17 protein-coding genes are annotated in these 18,938 nt (G+C 63.9%); 10 read left to right on the top strand and 7 right to left on the bottom strand.

The genetic code is table 11. The features are described 5' to 3' along the window. Positions 1 to 28: 28 nt before the first annotated feature. Complete coding sequence (locus FDP28_RS10480; protein WP_144661368.1) at positions 29 to 1,429, bottom strand: NAD-dependent malic enzyme; 1,401 nt, start codon at positions 1,427 to 1,429, stop codon at positions 29 to 31. A 221-nt stretch (positions 1,430 to 1,650) separates the two neighbouring features. Here FDP28_RS10480 and FDP28_RS10485 point away from each other — a divergent pair, with 221 nt between their 5' ends. Then, on the top strand, positions 1,651 to 2,406 hold the full coding sequence (locus tag FDP28_RS10485) for an IclR family transcriptional regulator (protein ID WP_144661369.1): 756 nt from the start codon (positions 1,651 to 1,653) through the stop codon (positions 2,404 to 2,406). A gap of 170 nt (positions 2,407 to 2,576) precedes the next feature. Here the strand turns inward: FDP28_RS10485 and FDP28_RS10490 are convergent, their stop codons facing one another. Next, entirely contained in the window at positions 2,577 to 4,094 is a 1,518-nt protein-coding gene (locus FDP28_RS10490) for a nucleobase:cation symporter-2 family protein (protein WP_186313585.1), read from the bottom strand. A 166-nt stretch (positions 4,095 to 4,260) separates the two neighbouring features. Further along, entirely contained in the window at positions 4,261 to 5,175 is a 915-nt protein-coding gene (gene pucL, locus FDP28_RS10495) for a factor-independent urate hydroxylase (protein ID WP_186313586.1), read from the bottom strand. A 369-nt stretch (positions 5,176 to 5,544) separates the two neighbouring features. Here pucL and FDP28_RS20540 point away from each other — a divergent pair, with 369 nt between their 5' ends. The 3 genes from FDP28_RS20540 to FDP28_RS10505 all read left to right on the top strand — a co-directional run bounded on the left by FDP28_RS20540 (position 5,545) and on the right by FDP28_RS10505 (position 7,898). After that, positions 5,545 to 5,721, top strand: a complete 177-nt coding sequence (locus FDP28_RS20540; RefSeq protein WP_018778855.1) for a hypothetical protein — start codon at positions 5,545 to 5,547, stop codon at positions 5,719 to 5,721. Positions 5,722 to 6,310: 589 nt separating this feature from the next. Then, positions 6,311 to 6,778 (top strand): hypothetical protein, encoded by a 468-nt coding sequence (locus FDP28_RS10500; protein ID WP_144661371.1) that lies wholly within the window; start codon positions 6,311 to 6,313, stop codon positions 6,776 to 6,778. A 37-nt stretch (positions 6,779 to 6,815) separates the two neighbouring features. Then, positions 6,816 to 7,898, top strand: coding sequence for a hypothetical protein (locus FDP28_RS10505; protein ID WP_260842422.1), 1,083 nt, complete (start codon positions 6,816 to 6,818; stop codon positions 7,896 to 7,898). A 134-nt stretch (positions 7,899 to 8,032) separates the two neighbouring features. Here FDP28_RS10505 and FDP28_RS10510 read toward each other — a convergent pair whose 3' ends face one another. After that, entirely contained in the window at positions 8,033 to 9,373 is a 1,341-nt protein-coding gene (locus FDP28_RS10510) for an 8-oxoguanine deaminase (protein ID WP_222120630.1), read from the bottom strand. A gap of 423 nt (positions 9,374 to 9,796) precedes the next feature. On the opposite strand from FDP28_RS10510, the gene FDP28_RS10515 reads away from it, so the two are divergent. From FDP28_RS10515 to FDP28_RS10535, 5 genes are all read left to right on the top strand, one after another. Beyond that, entirely contained in the window at positions 9,797 to 10,291 is a 495-nt protein-coding gene (locus FDP28_RS10515) for a nucleoside deaminase (RefSeq protein WP_018778860.1), read from the top strand. A gap of 6 nt (positions 10,292 to 10,297) precedes the next feature. Further along, entirely contained in the window at positions 10,298 to 11,893 is a 1,596-nt protein-coding gene (locus FDP28_RS10520) for an NCS2 family permease (protein ID WP_144661373.1), read from the top strand. Positions 11,894 to 12,226: 333 nt separating this feature from the next. After that, positions 12,227 to 13,450 (top strand): XdhC family protein, encoded by a 1,224-nt coding sequence (locus tag FDP28_RS10525; protein ID WP_144661374.1) that lies wholly within the window; start codon positions 12,227 to 12,229, stop codon positions 13,448 to 13,450. Next, positions 13,441 to 14,376, top strand: coding sequence for an FAD binding domain-containing protein (locus tag FDP28_RS10530; RefSeq protein ID WP_144661375.1), 936 nt, complete (start codon positions 13,441 to 13,443; stop codon positions 14,374 to 14,376). Before FDP28_RS10525 ends, FDP28_RS10530 begins: the two co-directional genes overlap by 10 nt. Further along, positions 14,366 to 17,134, top strand: coding sequence for a molybdopterin-dependent oxidoreductase (locus tag FDP28_RS10535; protein ID WP_144661376.1), 2,769 nt, complete (start codon positions 14,366 to 14,368; stop codon positions 17,132 to 17,134). The genes FDP28_RS10530 and FDP28_RS10535 overlap by 11 nt, the downstream gene beginning before the upstream one ends. A 57-nt stretch (positions 17,135 to 17,191) precedes the next feature. On the opposite strand, the gene FDP28_RS10540 is transcribed toward FDP28_RS10535, so the two are convergent. Both FDP28_RS10540 and nboR read right to left on the bottom strand, forming a co-directional pair. Beyond that, positions 17,192 to 17,662, bottom strand: a complete 471-nt coding sequence (locus FDP28_RS10540; RefSeq protein WP_144661377.1) for a GNAT family N-acetyltransferase — start codon at positions 17,660 to 17,662, stop codon at positions 17,192 to 17,194. A gap of 19 nt (positions 17,663 to 17,681) precedes the next feature. After that, on the bottom strand, positions 17,682 to 18,320 hold the full coding sequence (nboR, locus tag FDP28_RS10545) for a nicotine blue oxidoreductase (protein WP_144661378.1): 639 nt from the start codon (positions 18,318 to 18,320) through the stop codon (positions 17,682 to 17,684). Positions 18,321 to 18,479: 159 nt separating this feature from the next. On the opposite strand from nboR, the gene FDP28_RS10550 reads away from it, so the two are divergent. Beyond that, complete coding sequence (locus FDP28_RS10550; protein WP_144661379.1) at positions 18,480 to 18,671, top strand: YegP family protein; 192 nt, start codon at positions 18,480 to 18,482, stop codon at positions 18,669 to 18,671. A gap of 72 nt (positions 18,672 to 18,743) precedes the next feature. Here FDP28_RS10550 and FDP28_RS10555 read toward each other — a convergent pair. Then, positions 18,744 to 18,938: hypothetical protein (locus FDP28_RS10555; protein WP_144661380.1), on the bottom strand; the 195-nt coding region annotated here is incomplete at its 5' end.

Genomic DNA, 18,938 nt, shown 5'->3' on the forward strand with positions numbered 1-18,938 from the left:
GGATTCCTTTTTCTTGTATGCGCCGGTACTAGAGAGCGCTGGCGGCGTTGGCGTGCGCAGCGTTGGCTACGGCGGTCGCTACATCGGCGGCAACATGCGGATCGAAGACGCTGGGGATAATGTAACTCGCGTTCAGCTCCTCGTCAGCTACCCGGTTGGCGATGGCTTCTGCGGCGGCGACCAGCATGTCCGGCGTAATGTCCGAAGCCCCGGCGTCCAGCAGTCCACGGAAGAACCCCGGGAAGGCCAGCACGTTGTTGATCTGGTTCGGGAAGTCGCTGCGACCCGTGGCAACCACTGCTGCGTGCTTGGAAGCGATCACGGGATCGATTTCCGGCGTCGGGTTGGCCATGGCGAAGACGATCGCGTCCTCGGCCATCGAAGCGACCTGCTCTTCGCCGATCACGTGCGGGGCGCTGACGCCGATGAACACGTCCGCACCCTTGAGGGCGTCGTGGAGGGATCCGGAGAAGCCCTCTTCGTTGGTGTTCGCGGCAATCCAGCTGCGGTGTTCGTCGTCGTACTTCTCGCCCGAGTGGATGGCGCCCGAGCGGCCGGCGGCGATGATGTGCTGCGCGCCCTGGGCCTTGAGGAGCTGGATGATGGCCGAGCCGGCAGCGCCGACGCCCGAAACCACGATCTTGACCTCGGACAGCTTCTTGTCCACGACGCGCAGCGCGTTGACCAGGGCTGCCAGGGTAACGATCGCGGTGCCGTGCTGGTCATCGTGGAAGACCGGGATGTCCAGTTCTTCGCGGAGGCGGTTCTCGATCTCGAAGCAGCGCGGCGCGGCGATGTCCTCGAGGTTGATTCCGCCGTAGACGGGGGCCATTGCCTTGGCGATCTTGATGATCTCTTCGGTGTCCTGCGTGTCCAGGCAGACAGGCCATGCGTCGACGTTGGCGAACTGCTTGAACAGCGCAGCCTTGCCTTCCATGACCGGAAGCGCGGCGGCGGGGCCGATGTTGCCAAGGCCCAGCACGGCCGATCCGTCCGTGAGGACCGCGATGGTGTTGCGCTTAACCGTCAGGTTGCGGGCGGCGGCCGGGTCTTCTGCGATAGCCATGCAGACACGCGCGACGCCGGGAGTGTAGGCACGCGAAAGATCGTCGCGGTTGCGCAGGGCTACTTTGGGGACGACCTCGAGCTTGCCACCGAGGTGCATGAGGAAGGTGCGGTCCGAGACGTGCTGGACGGTGACGCCGTCGAGGGCGTTCAAGGCGTCCTTGACGCGTGCTGCGTGGTCGTCGTCGGTGGTGTTGCAGGTGACGTCGACAACGATGGTCTCGTGGTGGGATTCCGTGACGTCCAGGGCGGTGATTGCGGCACCGGCTGCGCCGACGGCTGCTGCCAGCTCACTGGTAGCGGTGAAGCTCGACGGTGCGGCGACGCGCAGGGTGATCGAGTTTCCGGGGCTCGGATTCGCCATTGAAATTCCTCCTGTAAGGCCCGTTCCCGGGCCGCCGTTCCAAACTGAATGTTTTCGTATTATGGATATTATTATCTACAAAGTGGAAACACAACCCCTTGCTTGGTCATGTTCGGTGTCATCGCGGAGGTGCGCCTCGTGCTGTATCTTGGGTGTTCTAAGCAATTCTTTTCACGATGCGGATAAGAGTTGTCGGAATCTGAGTCATTGGAGACAAGGGAATGGCTGAAAAAGCCTCCGGAGGCGTGCAGTCCGTTGAGCGCGTCTTTGAACTGTTGGAACTGATCACGGACGCGGGCGGCGATGTCACCCTGAGCGAACTTTCGTCGTCCACTGACCTGCCCCTGCCCACTATCCACCGCCTGCTGCGCACGCTGGTTTCGCTGGGTTACATCCGCCAGCTGCCCAACCGCCGCTATGCCCTGGGCCCGAGGCTCATCCGCTTGGGCGAAGGTGCCAGCAAGCAGCTCGGTGCGGTGGCCCGTCCCCAGCTGAAGACCTTGGTGGAGCGGCTCGGCGAGACGTCCAACATGGCCGTCCTCGATTCCGACATGGTCATCTACGTAGCCCAGGTCCCGTCCATGCACTCCATGCGCATGTTCACCGAGGTCGGCCGCCGCGCCCACACGCATGACACCGGCGTGGGCAAAGCCATCCTCGCCCAGTTGGACGACGACCAGGTCAGGGGCATCGTTGCCCGCACCGGCATGCCCACCCCCACGGCCAAGAGCATCGGGGACATCGACTCCCTGCTGGCGGACCTGAAGCTCATCCGCGAACGTGGCTACTCCATTGACGAGGAAGAGCAGGAGCTCGGCGTGCGCTGCTTCGCCATGGCCGTGCCCAACGCTCCGACGCCCACCGCCATCTCCGTCTCCGGCCCCATCACCCGCGTGGACCAGAGCTTCGCGGACCGCGCCGTGCCCATGCTGCGGGAGGCGGCCCTGGCGATCTCCGCGGAGCTCAACCAAAACTAGCACCAGCTCTTTTCCCCGCCGAGTTGGCACTTAATGACAGTGTTTCCCGCAAACATTGTCATTAACTGCCAACTCGGCGGGGTTTTTTGCGCATGTTCTTAAGCCGGCGAAAGACGGCAGTGCCCCCAAGGAAACACTGCCGTCTTGCTTGCTCGCCGCGAGCTACCGAGCTAGTGCTCGGACGCCGAGGTGCTCTTGAGCGGGACCTCGTTGCCGTCGGCGTCGATCAGTTTGCCGTTCTCGAAGCGGTCGCCATGTTCAAGGCACTTGATGTCCTCGGGCGTGACCACCCGCTCCGTGCCCGCAACGAACACCGACTGGTTCTCTGAGTTGCCGGCCTTGAAGTGGTTGAACAGGATGTTCAGGATGATCGCCATGACTGCGGCCGAGCTGATGCCGGAGTGGAAGATCGTGGAGAACCAGGACGGGAACTGGTCGTAGAACTTCGGGGCGGCAATCGGGATCATGCCGAAGCCGATCGAGGCAGCCACGATGATCAGGTTCATGTTGTTCTTGTATTCGACCTTGGCGAGGGTGCGGATACCGCTGGCGGCAACCGTACCGAAAAGTACGACGCCGGCACCGCCCAGGACGGGCGTCGGAACCGCTGCGACAACCCGGCCAAGAATCGGCAGGAGGCCCAGGACAACCAGGATCAAACCGCCGGCGCTGACGACGAAGCGGCTCTTGATGCCCGTAATGGCAACGAGTCCCACGTTCTGGGCGAAGGCGCTCTGGGTGAAGGAGTTGAACAGCGGGGAGATGGCGCTGGAGAGCATGTCTGCGCGGAGACCGTCGCCGATGCGGCGGGAGTCCACCTTGGTGTCAACGATTTCGCCGACTGCGATGATGTCCGCGGAGGTTTCCGTCAGGGTCACCAGGATGACGATCAGCATGGAGATGATCGCAGCGATCTCAAAGGTCGGGGCGCCGAAAGCGAAGGGGGTCGGGAAAGCGACGATGTCGCCCTGGCCAACCTTGGAGAAATCTGCCATGCCGGCGATCAACGCGATGATGGTGCCGATGATCATGGCCAGCAGGATCGAGAGCCTGGAGATGGCGGCGTTGCCGACCTTGCTCAGGAGAAGGACCACGCCCATGGTGGCTGCTGCGAGTCCGATGTTGGCAATGCTGCCGTAGTTGTCAGCCTTGGCGTTGCCGCCCATGGCCCAGTTCGCGGCGACCGGCATCAGTGTCAGGCCGATGGTGGTGATCACCGTGCCGGTAACCACAGGCGGGAAGAACTTGATGATCTTGGAGAACAGAGGAGTGATGGCCAAGCCGATCAGCGACGCCACGATCACTGAACCGAACACCGCCTGGATTCCGCCGCCGCCCTGGACGATTGCCACCATGGTGGAAACGCCGGCGAAGGAAACACCCTGGACCAGCGGGAGCTGGGAGCCGAACCACGGGATGCCGACCGTCTGGAGGATGGTGGCCAGGCCGCCCACAAACAAACAGGCTGCGATCAGGAGGCCGATATCCTGCGAGGACATGCCGGCGGCTGCACCGATGATCAGCGGCGGGGCGATGATTCCGCCGTACATGGTCAGCACGTGCTGGAAACCGTAGGCGAAGGTGCTTCCGATGGAGAGGCGCTTGTCCTCGGGCCGCTCCGGACGGTTCCGCTGTGGCTCGCTGGACGAGGTGGTATTCGCGGGGCGGGACTTCTTCTTGATGTTCATGGCAGACTTTCTGGGTTCATGGCAGACGTCTTCGTCTGGCTAACTGTGTCTGGCTAACAAAATCTTTGGTTGTGGGGTTTTTGGGGTCGGGTTTTGTACAGGTAATGCCTCTAAAGGGGGCGCTCAAGGGCATTACCTGTACAAGAACTCCGAAGGGTGGTGCGGTTTAGCAGAAGCCGGCGATGCCGCTCCAGGCAACGGGTGCAGCCTCGATGTTTTCGCGCTGGACGGTTGCTTCGATGAGGCCGTACGGGCGATCCGCGGCGAAGAAGACCTCGTTGGGGTTGTCCAGGCCGAACGGGCTCAGGTCAACCAGGAAGTGGTGCTTGTTGGGCATGGAGAACTTGATCTCGGCAACTTCGCTGTGTGCTTCCAGGACCTTCTTGCCCATGTCGAACAGCGTCTGCTGCAGTGCGTGGGAGTAGTTCTCGGTGAAGCCTTCGAGCAGGAGTGCCTTGATGTCGTCGTAGCTCTTGTTGAAGTCGGTGCTTGAGACGTCCAGGTTGGTGTTGTAGCGCCAGCGGGCGGATACGTCGGTGGCCAGGATGCGGTCGGTGGTCTCCGGCAGGGTGGTGTATTTGTCGCGCGGGTAGCCGACAAAGCCGGACTGTGTGGTCTTCAGGACGGTCAGGTCCTTGAGGCCGGAGACGACGTGGGTGGTTGCGCCATCACGGACGACGACGGCGGTACGCACCTCTTGTCCGTTGCGGACGAAGCTGTGGTCGTGACCCTCGCCGTGGGCCTGGATGCGGTCCCAGGCGTAGGCCTCGGCTTCCCAGCGGCCGCCGGTAACCCAGTCGAATCCACCGGTGAAGTGGTCTGCGAGGCGCAGGAGGAAGGACTCGGGGGAGCCGATGCCTTCACGGGCGAACGCGTAGACGGTGTTCTTCTGCGTGTCGGTGGCAACGACGTGGCCGTTGTCGCCCTCAAGGTGTGCGGCCTGGAAATCGCCCCGCAGCTGCGAGGTGACGTTCAGGTCTTCGATGTGGTGGCGATCTGTATCCCGAGTGACCTTGACGACGCGGACTTCTGCCTTGCCGTACTGGTTTTCGCCGAGGACGATGTTGTTGCTCATGGTCATATCCCAACTTCTGTGCGGTGGAACCTACGTTCCATCAATGAAATTAAGCGCGTGTTTCCACTGCGTTTCTGGTGGCGCCGACCCAACAAAAAAGAGCCGGCATCCATGGATGCCAGCTCATTACGACCCTGCCTGCTGCTCTCAGGTTACGTGACCTACGCCACGAACTCATTCGAGAGTAGCGCATGATTTCGCTTTGTGTACATGGGCCTCCGGGGATCGTTATGAACTATCCGAATGTGACCGGGGCAACTTCCCGTGGCTGGTTCGGGGGTCTTGACGGCTCGATCGCCGACTGCTTAGACTTTCCACATAACAATAAAAGTTTTCCGAAGAGCGGAAACTGCGCACAAGAATGAGGAGGAACAGATGGACTCGAAGGATACGAACAGCGTCGTGGAATTCCCGGCGCCGGGCCAGGAACTGTACCTGCCCTTTGGTGCGACAGATCCGGACTTCTACATTCCGGCCGACTGCGACCGCAAAGCCGGCGGGTTCTCCCGTTGGCTCCGCGCGCTCCCGGTGTTCGGCCGGCAGCGTCCCTGATCTGCAACAGGGACGCGGACTCTGCGCAACAGAGCCAAGGGCGGGCGACACCTGGGGAGGTGTCGCCCGCTTTGTTGTGCCCGCCCGCCTGCGTGCTCACCCGCATCCCGTCTTCGAAGTCGCGGGAAGAGCGCCAAATCGCCGGAAGCTTCCCTGTGAAATGGACGTGTTCCGGCGATTTCGCGTGCCCGCAGACGCCGGACTGGCCGGAGTTGGCCGGAATGGGCCGACGTCACATTCCGACGGCGTGTGGTCTAGATCACGTAAGCTGGGCTGACGGCCGCCCTCCGGGTTCTTAAATGGGCCGTTGCGGCCCCATTGCGGGCCGCACTTGCTGGCTCGATGGCGCCGGACATTCGTCCGCACGTGTCGTATTGCAGCAGGTCGGGCAAAGACTGACGCTCGTCATCGAGCTGTGCCGGGATGTGGATCCCGGCTGATAAACCCTGCCTTGCAGGAGAAAAAGAGAGCCGGGAGTGGGGATCCGGCAACGCAGCAGCTTCGTTTGCGGCTGCTACCCAAAGGAAATCAATGTCATGAAACCCACTATTTTCACGCTCGGGGCGGTGCTCGCGTTGGCCCTCGCCGGGTGCACGGACCCGGGAACGCCCCCGCCCACCGAAAGCCCTACCGCAACGTCGACGGCGACCGCGGAGCCAACCGCGACCGGCTCGCCGACAGTGGAACCAACCGCGACGGCGACGGCGACGCCAACGGAGGAACCGACGTCGATACCCACCGCGACGGCGACGCCAACGGAGGAACCGACGTCGTCACCCACCGCGACGGCGACGGCGACGCCAACGGAGGAACCGACGTCGACACCCACCGCGACGGCGACGGCGACGCCAACGGAGGAACCGACGTCGACACCCACCGCGACGGCGACGCCGACGGACGAACCGACGTCGACCCCGACGCCCACCGCCACTCCAACCCCCACCGCCACCCCAACGGCCACCGCCACTCCAACCCCCACCCCCGGCAACCTCGATGCCCTGGCCCGGATCCCCTGGGATGGCGGTCCCAGCTACTGGAAGAAGTTCCCGAAAGCTGACGCGGCGGGCTGGGACGATCCAACGTTCCTGCCGATCGTGGTCTGGTACGGCTCGCCGGGAAGCGACGCGCAGCTGAAGTACGACAAAGCGCTCGGGATCAACACCTACGCACAAGGCAACCCTGCAACCCCTTCTGCGGGCATCACGGCCAACGGCATGTACACGTTGTTCTCGCCCGCTGACGCACCCGCGGGCTGGGCCAGCCAAGTGGGGACGCTCCTGGATGATGAGGTGGACGGCCGATTCGACACTGCCTCGGGCCTGGCGCATATGCGTTCGCTGGCGGCGCAGTCTGATCCCGCCACAACGGGCCGCTTCACCTACTCAAACTGGACATCGGGAATCCTCACCTACGACCGGTCCATGCAGTTCAGCGTTGACTACTACAACACGGCCAACGTGAACTCGGTGGATCAGTACTTTTACGCTGTACCGCAGTGCGACTGGGGAGACAACCAGCTCCGGTGGCGTACGCCCGCAGGCCAGAATCCTATCGTGACGGCGAACTGCCGAACGGCGTCGAGCTATGGCAAGATCATCTCGCTGCAGAACGAGGTCAATGCGGCCCGCGGTGTCCAGGCTCCCATCTGGGCCCTTCCGACCGTTGTATCCACGGGCGGATCGACGGGTGGGTACAGGCAGCTCACGCCTGAGCAGACCAAGGCTCAAGTGTGGGCGAGCATCATTCACGAGGCCCGCGGCATCGTCTGGTTCAGCCAGTCGCCCGACCAGCAAAACATCAATGACTGCATCAGTGGGGACGCCTTCGCCGATGCGCGGCTCAAAGGTACCCCGTGCCTCAAGGATCAAGTGGCAGCGGTCGGCGTCGTGAACAACCAGATCAAGGAGCTCGCCCCGGTGATCAACACACAGTCGTATGTGTGGAACTTCGGTCAGGGCATCGACTCGATGTTGAAGGTCAAGGATGGCTCCGCGTATGTCTTTGCCATGGGCAAGGATGGCGCCACCGGGTCCAAGACCTTCACCCTGCCGGCAGGAATCACAGGCACGCAGGTAGACGTGGTGGGCGAGAACCGGAGCATCCCGGTCCAGGCTAGCAAGTTTACTGATTCGTTCGCGAACGAGTACACGCACCACATTTACAAGATCACGATCTAGCCGGGCCGCGTCGACGCTGGAGATCGACGCGACCCACGGCGTGAGACCGCTGGAAAGCTGCGAAAACGCCGGAACGTTCCCTGCGAAGCGGACGCGTTCCGGCGTTTTCGTGCGCGGCCGCAACCTCGTGAAGACTACCCAGCCACCAGCTTCCGGGCAGCCGCAGAGTGCTCCGCGATCAACCCAGCGACGTCCAGATCAGGAATCGCCCCATCCACAACCCGCCACGAACCTCCGACCATCACGCGGTCTGCCCGGTCTGCGCCGCACAGCAACAAAGCAGCAACGGGATCGTGGCTGCCCGAGAAGCGCAGGGAATCGAGCTTGAACAGGGCCAGATCGGCCTGCAAACCCGGTGCCAGCTGACCGATATCAGAACGCCCAAGCACTGCGGCGGATCCCCGCGTCGCCCAGCCAAGTGCACGGGACACAGGAACCGATGCTCCATAGCGCAGCCGCTGCAGGTACAGGGCCTGCCGCGCCTCAAGGATCATGTTGGAGGCATCGTTCGACGCCGAACCATCCACTCCCAGCCCCACCGGCACACCCGCTGCCTCAAGTTCCAGGACCCGCGCGGTCCCGGACGCCAGCCGCATGTTGGAGGTTGGGCAATGCGCGACGGCGGTGCCCGCGGCTCCCAGCCTGGCGATCTCCTCGTCGTTGAAATGGATTCCGTGGCCCAGCCAGGTCCGGGGCCCGAGCCAGCCAACCGATTCCAAATAGTCCACGGTCCGCAGGCCGAACATTGACCGGCAGAAGTCTTCCTCGTCGATGGTTTCGGCAAGATGGGTGTGCAGCCGGACGTCGAAGCGTTCGGCCATGACCGCGGATTCGGCCATGATTTCCTTGGTCACGGAGAATGGCGAGCAAGGAGCCAGCGCGATCTGAACGGAGGCGCCGGGACCGGTCTCGTGATACGTGCGAATCAGCCGTTCGCTGTCCGCAAGAATCGCCTCAGGTGACTGGACCGTGGTCCGGGGCGGCAGCCCGCCGTCGTCCTCTCCCAAGGTCATGGAACCGCGCGTGAGGGTGGCCCGCATCCCCATGGATCGGACGGCGGCAACCTCAATGTCGATTGCGTCTTCCATGCCGTCAGGGAAGAGGTAGTGGTGGTCGGCGGCCGTGGTGCAGCCGGACAGCAGGAGTTCGGCCAGCGCAACCTTCACGGCCAGCTCCAGGCTCTTGGGGGTCAGCCGCGCCCACACCGGATAGAGGTTCTGAAGCCAGGGGAAGAGCGGAACGTCGGCCACCGGTCCCCAGGCGCGCGTGAGCGTTTGGTAGAAGTGGTGATGGGTGTTGATGAGCCCCGGCAGCACCACGTGCGCTGAGGCATCGAACTCGGTGCAGGGAACCGTTGGGCGAGCGCCCGATGGTACGAGTTCCAGAATGGTGCCGGACTCCGAAACCACCAGTCCGTTGCCGGCGTCGAGGTCGTTTGCGGTGAAGATACCCAGTGGGTTTTTGATCCAAAGCATGCACAGGTTCCTTGTCTGGTCGGCATGAATGCGTTCCAGCTCAGTTAGGTCCTGTCTGCTGATCCAGGCACCGGTCGCCAGAGAGGCGCCGGTCCAGAAATCGTAAAAGGCGCGACGGCGGCAGTCAACGCCCGCGGCGCAGGCCGCCGGTCACATTGGCGCACCAAACGGTGGTGAGGCACGCTGAATAAGTAATTTCGCATGACGAAATTAAACTTTCAAAAAACTATGGCGCGGCTCACAAACGTGGTGCTACGCTTTCAACTGCCAAAGGCGGGCACCCGGACCTCGGGAAGCTATCTACCAGGCGCAACTTAACCTTCATCGCACATGCTGAAGCCTGGTAACCAAGCTAACTGGAGCTCTTTTTGCAGCGCCCCCAACAGGTTCACCCGGCTTCCACAGCACTAAGGAAGTCGCAACATGAGTACAACCGTCACGGCCGAGCAATTCCTGGCCACCTCCATTGAGCTGGCAACAGCCAATGTCCTGAACAGTGGTGGCCCTTTCGGCGCCGTCATTGTTACCGCGGACGGACGAGCCTTCGAAGGCGTCAACCGCGTCACCGCCTCGAACGATCCCACAGCACACGCAGAAGTCACGGCCATCCGTAACGCCTGCCGCGAACTGGGAACCTTCGACCTCAGCGGAGCAACCCTCTACACCAGCTGCGAGCCATGCCCCATGTGCCTGGCTTCCGCGCTGTGGGCACGCGTGGACCGCGTGTTCTTTGCCGCAGACCGTCACGACGCCGCATCCGTTGGCTTCGATGACGCCGTCTTCTACGAGTACTTCGAGAACGACAACCGGGACGCGCTGATGCCGGTAGCCAAGCTGGAACTGGGCGACCCCCAGGCTCCGGAGGCCCTCCAGCCGTTCAACACATGGAACACGCTTGATTCCAGGATTGACTACTAGGGCCCGGTGGCTGACATGGAAATCCTGGATACCGCAGACATGCGAAACTCTGCTGAAAAGCAGACAGCAGCTGAAAAGCAGGCTGCGCTCTTCCCCAACGGGGACAACGGCGCAGAGCCCACAGCAGCAAAGCACACGGCAACCGGCCCCGCCAATGGCAACGGCCAGAAGCCCCCACACTTCCTGGACAAGTTCTTCCAGATCACCAAGCGCGGCTCGACTCTGGCCCGGGAATTCCGAGGCGGCCTGGTCACCTTCTTCACCATGGCCTACATTGTCATCCTCAACCCGCTGATCCTGGGCGGCTTCTCCGCGGAAAATGCTCCCACGGACGTGGCAGGCGGTTGGCTCTCGGCAGCACAGGTTGGTGCCGTCACGGGCCTGACCGCCGGCGTCATGACCATCGTCTTCGGCCTGGTCGCAAACCTCCCCTTCGGACTTGCGGCGGGCCTGGGCATCAACTCGTTCCTGGCCGTCGCCGTGATCCAAGAGGTCACCTGGCCCGAAGCCATGGGCCTGGTGGTCATCAACGGCATCCTGATCGTCCTCTTCGGAGCCACGGGCGCCCGGACGGCGATCTTCAAGGCAGTGCCCAAGGAACTCAAGGCCGCCATCACCGTCGGCATCGGCCTGTTCATTGCCTTCATCGGCTTCGTCGACTCCGGCTTCGTCCGTCCCACCAAGGGCGGCCCACCGGTCCAGCTCGGCAACGATGGATCCATCACCTCCATCCCCACCCTTGTTTTCATTGTCGGATTGCTGGTTATGGGTATCCTCGTGGCACGCAAGATCCAGGGCGGCCTGCTCATCGGCATCGTCGCTACAACCGTCCTCGCCGCTGTTGCCGAGGCCGTGTTCCGGATCGGTCCCGGCACCGCGGACAACCCCGGCGGCTGGCACCTCAACACCCCGGTGCTCTCCGGCCAGTTGGTGTCCGTTCCGGACCTGAGCCTGGTGGGCCAGTTCGACCTCTTTGGCTCGTTCGCCCGGATTGGCGGCCTGGCCGCTACGATGTTGGTCTTCACCCTCGTGTTCACCAACTTCTTCGACGCCATGGGCACCATGACCGGCCTGGCGAAGAGCGCCGGCGTGGCCCACAAGGACGGCACGTTCCCCAAGCTGAAGTCCGCGTTCATCGTCGAGGGCATGGGTGCAGTGGTCGGTGGCGCAACCTCGGGCTCGTCCAACACCGTGTACATCGACTCCGCAGCGGGCATCGGTGAAGGCGCCCGCACGGGACTGGCCTCCGTGGTCACCGGCTTGCTGTTCCTGGGCTCGATGTTCTTCACCCCGCTGACCTCCGTGGTTCCGCTCGAAGTGGCAGCGGCAGCGCTGGTGGTGGTGGGTGCGATGATGATGGCCCAGATCCGCGAGATCAAGTTCACCAAGTTCGCGATCGCGCTCCCTGCCTTCCTGACCATCGTCACGATGCCCCTGACCTACTCCATCGCCAACGGCATCGGCGTCGGCTTCATCTCCTTCGCCGTGGTCAACGCGGCGTCCGGTAAAGCCAAGAAGGTCCATCCGCTCATGTGGGCGGTCACGGCGGGCTTCATCATCTACTTTGCCCGCGGCCCGATCAACGCCCTGATGGGGATCTGACCGGAGCCGCAACATCCCGGGCCGGCGGGTCTTTTCCGGCACTCTGATCGGCGGTCCGCCGGACCCACCGCACGAATAGGCGTACGTCGTCGTGGTCCCTTTCACCGGGCACGACGGCGGGCGGCGGCCGGGTGCCGACGCTCCGTCAGGGAACGGGGGCAGGGAGATGAAGCCCTTGCCCCCGTTCCTATGGAATGTCAGTTCCCATGAACTCTTGTCGAATTGGCGCGACTACCCCTCAACACCCACTGCGAATGAGAACATGGGGCAAGATCGCGCACTGCTCCGGCCGGGCCATTCCGGCCGGGACACCTGGAAAAAGGACGTGTTGCCATGCTGGATCTGATGCCCTCACTGGGCGGCTGGCGGCCTGCGGTCTCGGGCCAACGCTTGGCGGTGGCCACGATCGTGGGCAGCGGCGGCTCCGTGCCGCGGCCCCTGGGGACCTCCATGATGGTCTCCGAAAACGGCGATATCCTGGGCAGCTTGTCCGGTGGTTGCGTGGAGGGCGCTGTTGTCGAGGCTGCTTTGGAGGCCATGCGCGACGGCGGTTCGCGCCTTGAGTCCTATGGCTACAGTGCCGAGGACGCGTTCGCCGTCGGACTTACCTGCGGGGGCGAGCTGGAAGTCCACATCCAGCCTTTCGGTGCCGGAGCGCCGGAACTTGCCGTCTTCGCCGGGGAGCGACGCCCCGCAGCCTTGATCCGCCGGCTCGATGCCGGGGGAGGGGTCATGGTGGTCGAGGATCCTGTGCGGTTCCGGGCTATGGAATCCGAGGAACTGGCCGTCCTGGTGGGCGACCATCCCTCCACACTCTTTGCGGCCGCCGCGCAGGTCGAGCCCTTGCTCCAAGGCGGCCGTGCCGGCTTGGTCCGCCTGGCGCCGCCCGAGGGTTGCATCGATGGCTGGGTCACCACGGAAAGGTTGGCGGCCCCGCCCCGGGAGGTGGAAGAGCCGCAACCCATCACGCTGTTTGTGGAAAGCCGGTTGCCGGCAGCCCGCATGCTGATTTTCGGTGCGAACGACTTCGGTGCGGCGTTGCTTCCGGCCGGGCAACTCCTGGGCTACGACGTCACCCTCTGCGATGCACGGCCCGCGTTCGCTTCCCAGGCCCGTTTCGCCGGCGCTGACCAGGTAGTCACCGACTGGCCGCATCGCTATCTCGAGGCCGAAGCCGCCGCCGGTCGGCTCGATTCCCGGGCAGTGGTGTGCGTGCTCACCCACGACCCCAAATTCGACATCCCCTTGCTCAAGGCCGCCCTCCGGCTGAACTTGTCCTACGTCGGGGCCATGGGTTCACGCCGCAGCCACCGGCAACGGGTGGACGCCCTCGTCGAGGCAGGAACTCCCGCCGAATATTTGGAACGGCTGCATTCGCCCATCGGACTGGACCTTGGCGCGGTAACTCCAGCCGAAGTCGCGGTCTCCATCACAGCCGAGATCATCGCCGAGCGGGGCGCCGGCGCAAAGACCACAGGCTTTCCTTCCCTGAAGGACAGCACCGGCCCAATCCACCCAGCACCTCAACACCTCACCCAGGAGGACCCATGGACATGAACACCATCGAGGCCGTGGTCCCCACCACGGACCCGAAACAATGGCGCGACGGCGATGCCTGGCTCGCCGGCGGAACGGTCCTTTTCTCCTATGGGAGCACCGTCCTCAAGCGGCTACTGGACCTTGGAAACGCAGGCTGGCCCGCCATCACCATTACCGACGAAGGCATCGAACTTGCCGCAACCTGCACGGTGGCGGAGCTCTACGCTCTGCCTGACTCTGCAGAAGTGGCCCACCGCGAATGGCCCGGACTGGCCTTGATCCGTCCCAGCTGCGACTCCTTCGTGGCCTCTTTCAAGGTCTGGAACATGTCTACAGTGGGCGGGAACATCTGCACCTCACTTCCTGCAGGACCCATGACCTCGCTGTGCGCCGGTCTCGACGGCGTCGCCACCATCTTCAGCCCCGACGGCAGCAGCCGCACCGTCCCGGTAGCGGACTTCGTGACCGGAGACATGGAGAACGTCCTCGCTCCTGGAGAGTTGCTTCGCAGCATCCACCTTCCTGCCGAGGCACTGTCCGCCCGGGTGGCCTTCCGTCGGCTGTCCCTGAGCAACCTTGGACGCTCCGGTGTGCTCCTGATAGGCCGGCTGGACCCCGTTTTCGGCTTGGTCATCACCGTCACCGCGTCCACCAAACGTCCGGTGCAGCTGAGGTTCGCCGCGGACGAGGTTCCTGACGCCGCGGCGTTGGCTGCCGCCGTCGAGCATTCCATCCCGCAGGAGCTGTACCACGATGACATCCACGGCCTTCCGGCGTGGCGTCGGGACATGACCGTGAAGCTTGCCGAGGAGATCCGGGCGGAGCTGCTGGATGAGTCGATGACCGTGTCCGGCGATTTCTGGCCGCCGCACGCCACCTCGCCCCAGCCGTCCACGCAACCCGAAACTCCAGGCACCCAGAAGGAGGCCTCCCATGGCAATTGAGATCAACGGCGCTGCCTCGCAGGCCACACCCCGACCCGGCCAGTGCCTGCGTACTTTCCTCCGCGAGCAGGGCAACTTCGGCGTCAAGAAGGGCTGCGACGGCGGTGACTGCGGTGCGTGCACCGTGCACGTCGACGGGACGCCGGTCCACAGCTGCATCTACCCGGCCGTTCGCGCCGAGGGCAAAGCCGTCACCACCATCGAAGGCCTCGCGACCGCTGACGGCCTGCATCCAGTGCAGGAGCAGTTCCTGGAGGCCCAAGGTTTCCAGTGCGGGTTCTGCACCGCCGGGATGATGATGACTGCAGCAACGTTCGACGACGAACAGCGCGCCAACCTGCCGCGCAACCTCAAGGGAAACCTGTGCCGGTGCACGGGTTACCGCTCAATTGCCGACGCCGTGTGCGGGCAAGGTGGCGAGCACCAGCATGGCGCGGATCAAGGCGTGGGCCAGCTCGGGGACAACGTCCCCGCCCCCGCCGGCCAGGCCGTGGTCACCGGGACCGCCCGCTACTCACTGGACGTCCCGGCCGAGCAGCTCCCGGGCCTGCTGCACATGAGACTCCTGCGTTCGCCGCACCCACACGCACGCATTGTGTCGATCGACAAGGCACCCGCGTTGGCTGTTCCCGGCGTGGTGGCTGTGTTCACCCACGAGGACGCTCCGCAGCAGCTCTTCTCCACGGCCCAGCACGAGAACTACACGGACGATCCCGACGACACCCGCGTCTTGGACAACGTGGTTCGCTTCATTGGGCAGCGCGTTGCCGCCGTCGTGGCCGAATCCGTGGGCGCAGCAGAAGCAGGTGCCCGGGCGCTGGAAGTCCAGTACGAACTGCTGGAAGCCGTGTTCACTCCCCAAGAGGCCATCCTTCCGGGAGCCCCCGCGATCCACGGCGAGAAGGACGGCGTGTTCTCCCGCATTTCGCGGCCGCTGCAGAACGTCGTGGCAGAGGTTCATGCCGAACTTGGCAGCGTGGAGGACGGATTCGCAGCGTCCGATTTCATCCATGAGCACACGTACCAGACGCAGCGTGTGCAGCACGTGGCCATGGAAACGCATGCCTCCATTGCCTGGGTGGATGAGGAGGGCCGACTGATGGTCCGTTCGTCCACGCAGGTTCCTTTCCTGGTGAAGCGTACGCTGAGCCGCCTGTTCAACCTGGCTCCTGAGACCATCCGGGTAGTTGCCGGACGTGTGGGCGGCGGTTTTGGCGGCAAGCAGGAAGTGCTGACCGAGGACCTGGCGGCGTTGGCTGCCTTGGCCCTTCGCAGGCCGGTGCAGCTGGAGTTCACCCGGACCGAGCAATTCACCGCTACCACAACCCGGCACCCGTTCACCATCCACCTCAAGGCGGGGGCCACCAGGGACGGCTACCTCACTGCCCTGCAACTGAACGTCCTTACGAACACCGGGGCCTACGGAAACCACGCTCCCGGCGTGATGTTCCACGGTTGTGGTGAATCGTTGGCCGTCTACAAGTGCGTGAATAAGAAGGTGGACGCCCACGCCGTGTACACCAACACGGTTCCCGCCGGGGCTTTCCGCGGGTATGGCTTGAGCCAGATGATCTTCGCCATCGAGTCGGCCATTGATGAGCTGGCCACCGGGATCGGCATGGATCCCCTGGAATTCCGGCTCAAGAACATGGTCCGTCCCGGTGACCATATGCTCTCCACGACTCCCGAGCCCGAAGAAGACGTGCACTACGGAAGCTACGGCCTGGACCAGTGCGTGGCGTTGGTGCGGGATGCTTTGGACCGTGGCAAGGAACGCTACCGTGCCGCAGGACTGGAGGACCTCGGCCCGGAGTGGGTGGTGGGGGAGGGCTCAGCCCTGTCCATGATCGACACCGTCCCGCCCCGCGGCCACTTCGCCCACACTCGGGTGAGCCTGGAAGCGGACGGAAGGTTCGCCGTCGACGTCGGTACTGCGGAATTCGGGAACGGCACCACAACCGTGCACGCGCAGCTGGCTGCCACCGCGCTGGGGACCACTGCCTACAAGATCCTTGTGCGGCAATCGGACACCGACCTGGTGGAGCACGATACCGGCGCGTTCGGTTCGGCCGGGACCGTGGTTGCGGGCAAGGCGACGCTCGGTGCGGCGCTGGAGCTGGCTACCCGCATCCAAACCGTCGCCGCTTCGCTGACCGGCGTTCCTCTGACGGAATGCCGTCTGGTGGACGGGGCGGTTGAGTGCGGGGACCGTTCGGTGCCGCTGAGGGAAATCGCCGACGCCGCCAGGCTCCAAGGCGTCCGGCTCGCCACCGATGGCAACTGGGGAGGAACACCCCGCTCGGTCGCGTTCAACGTGCATGGTTTCCGGGTGGCCGTTAACAAGGGCACGGGCGAGCTGCGGATCCTGCAGAGCGTGCAGGCGGCCGACGCCGGGGTGGTGGTGAACCCGCGGCAATGCCGGGGCCAGATCGAGGGCGGCATTGCACAGGCCCTTGGCGCCACACTCTATGAGGAAGTGAAGGTGGACGACGCCGGCCGGGTCACAACGGACATCCTGCGGCAGTACCACATCCCGTCGTTCGCCGACGTGCCCCGGAGCGAGGTGTATTTTGCCAAGACCAACGATTCCACTGGTCCGCTGGGCGCCAAGTCCATGAGTGAGAGCCCCTTCAACCCGGTCGCTCCCGCGCTGGCCAACGCGATCCGCAACGCCACGGGGATCCGCTTCGGCGAGCTCCCCATCGCGAGGGACAAGATCTACCTGGCCCTCCGCGACCACACCCTGATCCCCAACTGAACCAACTAGGGGACAGCAAACGTCGCAATGGACGCCCGTAGCGACGTTTGCTGTCCCCTACTTGGGTTGAAGGGGGAGTTCCATGAACACGCTGTTTGGGTCCAGGGCGTAGTCGGCAAAAGGAGCGCACTCCGTGAAGCCGTGCCGGGCGTACAAACGCCGCGCCGGGGCGAAGTAGTGTTCGGTACCCGTCTCCAAGGCCAACCGTGAAAGACCCCGGTTCCTGGCTTCAGCCACAATGTGCTCCAACAAGAGTGTTGCCACACCTCGCCCGCGTGCCTCTGCGGCAGTGCGCATCGATTTCAGCTCCGCCTCGCCCGGCACGCCAAGCACCTTCAACGCACCGCAGCCCAGCAGGATGCCGTTCTCCCGGGCCGTCCAGAACGTGATCGACTCATGGGACAACGCCGAGTGGTCCAAGGCATGCACGCTCTCCGCGGGCGATGTCGCGAACATGTCAGCCAAATGCTCGCTGAGGAGGGCGTGGACGTCAGGGCGTGCGGGATCATCGGTCTCAATGCGGATCATGAACCCGAATTTACCGGCTTCACATTTCCAGCAAGTGAAGCTGGTCTTTGGTATCCAGGTCCTCGCCCGAGCACAGATCGCTGCAGTCCACCAGATCCACCAACCCCGGATGCGCCTTGAGGAACGAGCGCGCGCCGGTATCGCCATGGGCTGCTGCCGCCGCTTGGGAGCGGAGTTCGACGTCGAAAATCACCGGGTGCCTCCGCTTCAGGCGGCCCGACTCATCTGGATACGCGGCTGCGGTGACCCGTCCCGGACGGTGGCTGCCCAGCAGCCTGCTCACCGCCGTCGGGGTTAATCCGGGCTGGTCCACCAAAGCGACCATGATGCTGTTTCCCGCGGCTGCGGCGTCGATGCCCGCGCGGAAGGATCCTGCCATGCCCTTGGCCCAGTCCGGGTTTTCCACCACCTTGTAGGCGCCCAGGTCCGTGCTGCTGCGGATACGGTCGGCCTCGGCACCGAGCACCACCACGACTTCGCTGCAGCCGCCGTCGAACAGGGTATCGGCCAGGACTTCCACCAGCGTCCGGGCGCGGTACGGCAACAACGCCTTGGGCCCGCGGCCCAATCGTGTGCCGGCGCCCGCGGCGAGCAGGACGCCCGTGGTGGGCGCCGTGCCGGTCTGAGTCATATCCTCACCATACGCGCGGGGGTCCATCGGGTCTCTAGCTCCATGCTGGCTTTCCATTTGATCTACCTATATCGGTTTCAAACTACTGCTGAGTAGGGGTTTTGGGCCTGTGAAATGGCCGTTATGGTCGTTGAGGAGTTATGAAGTCAGCTCGAGAACGCAACGACGCGTGAAAGAACAGGGGACATGGCGGGCACTTTCGAAATCCTCAAGTCAGGGAGCAATTCATTCCGTTTCCGGCTCACAGCAGACGACGGCACGGTGGTGGCAATGTCGCCGCAGTTTCCGAACCTGAAGGCAGTGGTGGCCGGCATCAACGCAGTCCGTGAAAACGCGGCGACTGGCTTCGTGGTCGATCGGCGGAACCTGGGCACCTGATGCTCCGCCTGCGCAACGAGAAGTGGCGGCAGTGTTCATGAAGAACACTGCCGCCACTGCTGTTAAGGGGACTTAGGCGTCTCCGCCTGCGCCTCCCGTGGTGCCGGCGTTCACGTCCAGCAACTTGTAGCGGTCAATGGCGTACGACGGCGCGCCCTCCTCGACCTCGCCCCTCGCCGCCAGCATCTGAAGGGTTTTGGTGACGATGGAGTGGGTGTCGTTTTTGAAGTAGCGGCGGGCGGCTTGGCGGGTGTCGGAGAAGCCGAA

It is taken from the genome of Paenarthrobacter nicotinovorans (assembly GCF_007670255.1).
Classification (GTDB): Bacteria; Actinomycetota; Actinomycetes; order Actinomycetales; family Micrococcaceae; genus Arthrobacter; species Arthrobacter nicotinovorans_B.

Bases quoted from the DNA above. Each gene is read 5' to 3' on its own strand.
- FDP28_RS10485 (WP_144661369.1), top strand. From the start codon at position 1,651: ATGGCTGAAAAAGCCTCCGGAGGCGTGCAGTCCGTTGAGCGCGTCTTT.
- FDP28_RS10480 (WP_144661368.1), bottom strand. From the start codon at position 1,429: ATGGCGAATCCGAGCCCCGGAAACTCGATCACCCTGCGCGTCGCCGCA.
- FDP28_RS10515 (WP_018778860.1), top strand. From the start codon at position 9,797: ATGAGTACAACCGTCACGGCCGAGCAATTCCTGGCCACCTCCATTGAG.
- FDP28_RS10525 (WP_144661374.1), top strand. From the start codon at position 12,227: ATGCTGGATCTGATGCCCTCACTGGGCGGCTGGCGGCCTGCGGTCTCG.
- FDP28_RS10490 (WP_186313585.1), bottom strand. From the start codon at position 4,094: ATGAACATCAAGAAGAAGTCCCGCCCCGCGAATACCACCTCGTCCAGC.
- FDP28_RS20540 (WP_018778855.1), top strand. From the start codon at position 5,545: ATGGACTCGAAGGATACGAACAGCGTCGTGGAATTCCCGGCGCCGGGC.
- FDP28_RS10530 (WP_144661375.1), top strand. From the start codon at position 13,441: ATGGACATGAACACCATCGAGGCCGTGGTCCCCACCACGGACCCGAAA.
- FDP28_RS10550 (WP_144661379.1), top strand. From the start codon at position 18,480: ATGGCGGGCACTTTCGAAATCCTCAAGTCAGGGAGCAATTCATTCCGT.
- FDP28_RS10510 (WP_222120630.1), bottom strand. From the start codon at position 9,373: ATGCTTTGGATCAAAAACCCACTGGGTATCTTCACCGCAAACGACCTC.
- FDP28_RS10535 (WP_144661376.1), top strand. From the start codon at position 14,366: ATGGCAATTGAGATCAACGGCGCTGCCTCGCAGGCCACACCCCGACCC.
- nboR (WP_144661378.1), bottom strand. From the start codon at position 18,320: ATGGACCCCCGCGCGTATGGTGAGGATATGACTCAGACCGGCACGGCG.
- pucL (WP_186313586.1), bottom strand. From the start codon at position 5,175: ATGACCATGAGCAACAACATCGTCCTCGGCGAAAACCAGTACGGCAAG.
- FDP28_RS10540 (WP_144661377.1), bottom strand. From the start codon at position 17,662: ATGATCCGCATTGAGACCGATGATCCCGCACGCCCTGACGTCCACGCC.